General features: G+C 56.5%; 2 protein-coding genes and 1 pseudogene. All 3 read right to left on the bottom strand.

Translation table 11 applies throughout. From position 1 onward, the window contains the following. Nucleotides 1-755, bottom strand: a 755-nt coding sequence (locus BFP92_RS30625) for an IS4 family transposase (protein ID WP_139114028.1), incomplete at its 3' end; no start/stop codon positions are given. Nucleotides 756-885: 130 nt separating this feature from the next. Next, on the bottom strand, nucleotides 886-1,599 hold the full coding sequence (locus tag BFP92_RS20995; protein ID WP_139114094.1) for a hypothetical protein: 714 nt from the start codon (nucleotides 1,597-1,599) through the stop codon (nucleotides 886-888). Continuing rightward, a pseudogene (locus BFP92_RS20990) lies at nucleotides 1,596-6,245 on the bottom strand (hemagglutinin repeat-containing protein); the annotation flags it as partial. The pseudogene BFP92_RS20990 and the gene BFP92_RS20995, both read right to left, overlap by 4 nt. Nucleotides 6,246-6,324 lie beyond the last annotated feature (79 nt).

Genomic DNA, 6,324 nt, shown 5'->3' with positions numbered 1-6,324 from the left:
CGGCTGAGCTTACTTTTGGCGATTGAGCCGGTAACTCGTTGATGCTTGCGGCCCTTGGCTGAATGTCGCACGCAGTACAAATCGATCAAGTGCGGAGCGCTACGTGTCATCTCGACCCGGCCAATCGACTTGGGTGACGAGGTGGCCAACGCATACAAGTTTTTCACGGGCAGCCACTCATTTTCGTCACCACGATATAGCTCACGATTTCGTATGCGAGCCACGTAGTACCAGCCCTGCGCAGCCACTGCTTTCATCCATGGTCGCCGGAAACCTGCATCAGTAACCATCACTGGAACACATCCATCGGGCAGTAGTTCAGCCAGTGTTTTGAGCAGGCGGTTTTGATATTTGGGGCAACCCTCGCGCTCATGAACACTTTCATAAATTGGAAATGAGCGCCCCGCCAGCGGTATCGCGGCTCTCAACAAAAAAGCATTACCGGGAGCATCAATTCGTGACCAGTCAACCAAGATTAATGGGTGCTTCACCGACCCCAGCAATGCCCGCAGGATCACCCAGTAGAACAGCGGGCGCTCTGCTCTGAGGTGTTGATTGCCCAGCAACCGATCGACCCGCTTGATTGCATGTTTGGGGTACGCCTGACCTGGCATAAAACGTCCGAGTGCTGTCAGCGTCAGGCGGCGGCCTTGCAGTAACGAACTGACACAACTCATCAGTGTTGTCAGGCGACGAGAATGGATTGAAGGCAGTGCTTGAGCGAGCGCTCTGTGTAAAAATCGGATGGCTTGCATGGGTCGGGGATCTTGTTTTTGTGTGGTGCAAACCAAGTTGCCGACTCATGCAGGCTTCTTCAATAATTCCAACTTCTTGATTTTTCGTAAGAAAAATCGGGGATTCCTCAGGGTCTGACCCCTATTTCCGCTAGACCAACCCCAAGATTGGCTTGATCTGTTCATTCATTTGTACAAAAGTTTCATAGGACATGTTCGGGTCATCATTGAGAATTAAGTAGACCCCCCCCATCAGCCGTACCGCCATACGACACTGGCCGTCCAATCGTGCAATTACTTCATCAGGGCCATAGCCTAGAGCACGCTGACAAAGGGCTGCATCCCAGAACTGGGCAGGATATAGCGTATAAATATTGTTGCGCCCATCAATATCTAAAGTTTTGTCCTCACGCAACCGGTTATAAACCGCGTTGTCATCGTTCAACCCTCCTTGATAATACAGACCATACAGGTCATAGGATACATGACCTCTATACCCCTTGAACGCCTCAATCACTTTTGGTAAGTGCTCATTCACAACAAGCTTATAATCAATAGCCTTGTTTGATATCTTAAATCCAAACCGCAAGTGTTCATCATAAGAGGCCCTATCTTCATATATGTATCGATCGCCACGATACGCATAGTCCCCCACACACCGGAGCCCTCTGATGGGAAGTTTAACTGTATAGGTAGCAACTAGCCCGTCGCCGCAACTCGGGGTAGCCGGAAGCTCAAGACCCGCAAACCCTAAAGGAGCACCAATCCGAGACATCCTATCCATGACTTCAGCATGTCGCTGATTTATAGATAGAGTTTTATCAGGGCGCGCATAAAACCATAATTCTATATCTGCTGCACTCATGGGGTTCTTGTCCTAGTACTAACAATGCTATCGAAACCATTGGACCGAATGAAAGCTTTAGCCTGAGCCTCAACCTTTTGATTCGGAAACTCATATACAACTTTAAATCCTGGATTCTGATCAACGGCAGATTTCACACGCTGCAAAGTATCCAAAACCGACTTTTGCGTTGAAGGGCTCCAGATGGCCAACTTTGTCTTTGCGTCAATTAACATAACAGACGAACCATCAACTGCCGTTTCAACTCCGTCAAACTTAACAAAATTGACGCCTTTTTCATTGGGGTTGGTATAGCGCAGCGCCGGCACCCCTCCTTTACCTGTCGCTAAATCAGTAAACGCGCCATTGGTACCCGCCTGAAAGTCCTGCGCCGCAGGCTTTCCTTTTGGACCTTCCGCGACATAAATCAGACCTTTATTTTCACCACCCAAGGCTCTTGCCTCAGTCTCGGTAAGTACCCGGGTATTGAGGTTTGGCAGTAAGTCATCGACCTTACTTCCAAGCCCTTTTGCACCTTCGGCAACACGTGCAGCCGCCGCTGCGTCGGCAGTGGCAGCCACTTCTTTCGCTGCAAGACTGCCAAAGCCTCCCACACCTAACGCCGTACCGCCAGCCGTTGCGGCACCAAAGGGCAACTCAACTGCTGTTAATGACAGTTCGGTACAAACAGCTGGGTTCATCGCACAGGAATTTAACAATGCAGGACCGAGCAGCACTGCTCCGGCTAAAGCTCCAACACCCGCCACGGTATAAGCAAGTGTTTCGCGACGTTCAGCATACATTTGCGCCGAGCACGCATCCGCGCTCATTCCTGCACAGTTTTGCTCCTTGTATCGCTCGTTTTCAGCGTTGACGCGCTCTTCAGCCTTTTGTTCAAGTGTCTTACCCTCAGCTAATGCACTAGCAATATCACCAAGCGAGTTGTTCTCAACCGCATTGTTGCCAGCCTTTGCACCGGCAATTGCACCGCTCAGGTCACCTCCCGCAAGTCCGCCTGCCAACCCCGACGCCAATGTCGAAAGCGCCGATACGGTCTGTCTCTGCTCCTCGCTCAAATTCTCAGTTTTAATATCCGGATACAACCGCGCCGCAATCAACTCCCCCGTACCAGCTCCCGCGGCACCGGCAACCGCCGAGTTTCCTTGGGCTTGTGCAACCACAGCACCCAATACCACGTGGGCCATGATTCGGGCGGTATCGTTACCCTGCGTTGATTGCTTGATGAGGTTCGCCAGATAGGGCGCCGACGCACCCGTAAGGGCTGACCCGATGTCCCCCCCTGCCAGTCCTTGCAAAGCTGCCGTCACCGCTTGGGCGGCGCGTTGATAATCGCCCCCAGTTCCGTACGGCTGCATCACAGTACGGGTCACCTGTGCGGCGATCTCTTTCTCCGTCGGCTGGGTATTGCCCTCACGGATAAGCTTGTCTCGCGCAGCTGCTACCGCTTCAGGATCTTTTTGAGCGTTGGCCGCGTTAATGGCACCTTGCGTGCGAACGATGTCCGATGCCTGAGTACCAATATCCGCAATCAACTGCACCTGCCGCAGGCGCTTCTGCTCTTTTTCCTTATCAAAGATCGGGCTGATGCTGCCATTGGCGTGTTCAACATCGTGGCTCAGCGTTGCAACGTCCTGCTGCTGTTTGGCAGCGTCGCGGATGTCGAGGGTGCCATTGGAAATGGCCGATGACGTGGTGCCGCTGTCACTGTCGCCATGATTGAACGCGATCAAGCTGCCGGAGGGCATATTGCTGATGAAGGCGTTCGCGCCGCTTGCGCCACTGCTGACGCTGGCGCTCTGTAACTGGCTTGTGTAGTCGGCTTTATTCTTTAAAACGCTCCAGCCGAGGGTGCCGGTGCTCAGGCGGTTTTTGTCCGCAGTAGCGGTGCTGGCGATCACGCTGCCATCGAGTTGCGTGTGGTTGCCCACATCAATCTGGTAGCCACCCTTACCGCCGAACAGGCCGGTTTGCTCCTGCACACTCTTATAGTTGGAGTCGATCTTGCTCTTGCTGATGCTGAGCGAACCACTGCCCGTCATGGTGCCAAACGTGAAACTTGCGCCACCGCTGACATCGGTTTGTTTGGACTTGTAGTCATCGGTGTCTTGCAGACTTTGCAGCGTAAGATCGCGGCCTACCGCGGCCTTGATCTGATCTGCACTGACCTGCGCACCTTTGAGGACGGTGTCTCGCCCACTGATCAGGCTGACTTGCTTGCCCGCATCCAGCGTCGTTTCCGTCCAGGTTGTGCCATTGCCCTTTTCGCTGCCGGTGCCCTTGTTCGCATTAGCAAAAATACTCAGGCCTGCACCACTGGAACCAAACCCGAGGCTAACGCCTACGGCCCCGCCGCCACTGCTGTTTTTGCCATCGAGTTTTTGTGTGTTGGCGGCTGCTTCCAGGCGGATATCACGCTCCGCTGCCAACAGCATTTCATTACCGGCCTGGAGCTTGCTGCCCTGAACACGGATGTCTCCATCTGCGCCAGGCGTGCCGTTACCGGCGGCTACAATACTGAGGTTATTGCCACTGGTGAGGCTGCTGCCTTGGCTTGCTGTCTGCTCTTGGGTCTGTTTGGAGCTGGATTTTTGCGAGCCGAGCGAGATGGCGATGCCTACAAACTGCCCGGCGTTAGCGCCGGTCATGCCGCCGTTCTGCTGCGCCGCTTGCCACGCCTGCACCCCCGTCAAACCCGCCTTCACACCCTGCAGCGCCGAGAGGCGGCCGTCGTCCTCGTTCTTGGCTTGCTTGGCGGTCTTATAAGCAGAGTCCACCGCGCTACCCACGGTGCCGGACAACGCCAGGGTCAAACCACTGGTTTTGCTCTTGGAGGTCTGCTCGCTACGGTTGTTGTTCTCGGAAGCCAGGATGCTGACATTTTGCCCAACCAGGCTGATGTCCTTACCGGCAACCACGTCAGAACCGCGAATGGTCAGGTCTTTGCCAGCCTGAATATCCACACTGCCCAGCACACTGCCGATGTTGCTGGCCCGGGTGGTTTCGGTGCTGCTGGTGAAGGTGTTCTGGTTGCTGCTTGAACCCAACGTAACGCCGATGCCGCCGCTGCTCATCAAGCCCGATTTTTTGGTCGAGGACGAATGGCTTTGTTCAAAGGTTTCCGTTGCCCCATCAATCACCACATTGCGCCCGGCAATCAGGCTGGTGGCGTTGGTGGAAACCACGTCGCTGGCGGTAGTGCCGATGTCACGGCCAGCACGCACAACCACGGTATCAGCGCTGATGGAAGAGCCCTGCTGGCTGATCTGGTTACTGCTGTCGATGCGCGTTTTCTGGCTGCTGGACAGCAACCCTTTGCTGGTTTTGGTTTTGCGGTAATAGCTGTAGTCGCTGTCTTGCGCGGCGTTCAGCGCCAGGTCATTGCCTGCGTACAGGTAGGCTTCCTTGCCGGCACTCGCACGGCTGGCGCTGACCACGAGGTCGTTGCCGGCACTCAGGGAGAGGTTCTCACCGGCAACCAGCGAGGTGCCCACTTGCTGAACGTGGTCTTCCTGGCTGGTGACCTTCTTGGAATTAAACGCCGAATGCTGTTCATTCGCCGCCGAAGCCAGGTTCACATTGCCCTTGGCTACCAGCGCCAGATCACGCGTGGCATTCAACTGGCTGCCGATAGCACTGATGTCCCGCGCAGCCACCACCTGGAAGTCTCGCCCGGCCTCGATCACGGTGCCGTACTGGGTTGCGTTGCTGCTGCGCATGTAGGTGCTGACGGCATTGGCGTTGCGTTGTTCGGCGGTGGCCAGGTTCACGTCGCGCCCGGCTTGAACGCCCAGGTCGGCGCCGCTTTTGAAGGCGCCGCCGGTGCTGTTGACGTCGCGCCCGGCTTGCAGGGTGAGGGTGTTGGCGGCTTCGATGCGGGCGGCGTTGTCGACGAAGTCGGTGCGCTCGGTGCGGTAGCCGCTGCTGCTCTGGTGGCTGGTAACGGTGCGTTCGTTGAGCACATCGCCATTCACTGCGCTCACGCTGACGTCGCGCCCGGCAATAATGCCGCCGGCGCGGTTGGTGAGGGTGTTGCCGGCGAGCAGGTCGAGGCGGTTGCCCGCTTGCACAAGGCCGCTGTTGACCATGTTGCGCCCGGCGCTGGCGGCGAGGTTGTTGGTGGCGCGCAGGGTGCCGACGTTGTTGAGGTCGGTGCCGCTGACCAGGTTCAGGTCGCTGCCGGTGATGAGTGCGCCGTTGGGCGCCAGGCGGTTGTTGGCCTGGGCCAGGTAGAGCACGGGCACCAGCACTTGCTGGCCGGCGACGGTGGCGTTTTCCATCCACACGATGTCGTGGGTCAGGGCCGCGACTTGCTCGGCGGTGAGGCTCACGCCTACGGCCAGGTTTAGCGCCTGTTTAGTGCCAATGGCGTTGTCCATCAGGTACTTGAACATTGCTGTGTCGCTGGTCTGGCCATCGATGAAACGCTGGCCGGTACGGGCGATCACGGCTTGCTGGATCAGGCGCTGTTCATACAGGCCGTCACCCAGGCGCTTTTGTGCCTGGTCCGGGTCGTAGCCCAGTTTGGACAGCATGTAATCGGAGCTTAAAAACTGGCTGAGGTTGGTCAGCAGCGGGTTGGTTTCGATCAGGTATTTCTGTGGGTTGGAAACGAACTGGCTGTCTGGCAAGCCCTGCACGCGGTTGATCACCACGCCGTCGGCCGAGGTGCTGCTGCCGGGCACGACCGGGCCGGTGACCGGCGTGCGGTCGACGCTGCCGCCGCCC

The organism is Pseudomonas sp. 58 R 3 (assembly GCF_900006605.1).
GTDB lineage: Bacteria > Pseudomonadota > Gammaproteobacteria > Pseudomonadales > Pseudomonadaceae > Aquipseudomonas > Aquipseudomonas salomonii.
The sequence above is the reverse complement of the archived record's forward strand: the minus strand, read 5'-3'. Positions and strand labels throughout refer to the sequence as shown.